A 987-nucleotide genomic window follows, 5' to 3' on the forward strand; every position below is an offset into this window, starting at 1 on the left:
GCTACCGGGTTGGGGCTGAACGACAAGAGCCGGATGAATCGAGAGGTTCACGTCCGGTTCTGTGAGAGCCTGAAGGGGAGGTTCCTTTGGGCGACTCGATTACTCGTTTCGTAGCGAGGAGCGGTTTGTTTACTGTCAATCGGAGGCCGCATGAGTACTAAAAAGTTTCGCAATTCTACCCAATCCCCACCTATCCCAGAAAAAGCAGATCTCCAACCATTCTCCTGGTTGGACAAAGACCTGCGCACCGATCCAGCAGCGCATTTCATCGAGCTCTCGCTGGACATGAGCCAAGGCATTCGCAAGTGCCTGGCGGCGCTGCATGCCAACGCACTGGCCCAAGAGCACGGCGACCCGGCCTGTCCGCCGCCGCTGAACGCGTACGATATCGACGTGATGTTCCGCTGGGCGCTGGCTTCTGCCGACGTGATGGCGGAAAAAGCCCAAGCCAGCGTTGATTACCTGAACGCGTGGAAAGCCAGACAGCGCAAAGCCTAGCCGCTGACCGCCAACGGTGCTAAAAGCGTCGGCGTTGCCCCAAATAGGGGCGATGTCGACGCTCTGAGCGTCGATGGCGATGCTAAATGCATCGGCAGCGCCCTAAATAGGGGGGCTGTTGACACCAAAAGAGTCGACATTGCCTCAAATAAGGGCGTCGTTGGCGTTCGAAGAGTCAACGTCGATGCTAAGAGGGGCGACATCGAACTTCGGAAGCAGGACATCGAACTTCGGAAGCAGGACATCGAACTTCGGAAGCAGGACATCGAACTTCGGAAGCAGGACATCGAACTTCAGAAGCAGGGCATCGAACTTCGGAAGCAGGACATCGAACTTCGGAAGCAGGACATCGAACTTCGGAAGCAGGACATCGAACTTCGGAAGCAGGCCATCGAACTTCGGAAGCAGGACATCGAACTTCGGAAGCAGGACATCGAACTTCGGAAGCAGGACATCGAACTTCGGAAGCAGGACATCGAACTTCGGAAG

The 987-nt window shown here is 56.1% G+C and carries 2 protein-coding genes; one reads left to right on the forward strand and one right to left on the reverse strand.

Annotated features, from left to right (window positions below; translation table 11 throughout):
* The first annotated feature begins 150 nt into the window (after positions 1-150).
* Entirely contained in the window at positions 151-498 is a 348-nt protein-coding gene (locus ACFPM8_RS13860; protein ID WP_378998151.1) for a hypothetical protein, read from the forward strand.
* Positions 499-642: 144 nt separating this feature from the next.
* Here the strand turns inward: ACFPM8_RS13860 and ACFPM8_RS13865 are convergent.
* Positions 643-987, reverse strand: a 345-nt coding sequence (locus tag ACFPM8_RS13865) for a hypothetical protein (protein ID WP_378998152.1), incomplete at its 5' end; no start/stop codon positions are given.

This window comes from Paraherbaspirillum soli (assembly GCF_042654985.1).
Lineage (GTDB): Bacteria > Pseudomonadota > Gammaproteobacteria > Burkholderiales > Burkholderiaceae_D > Paraherbaspirillum > Paraherbaspirillum soli.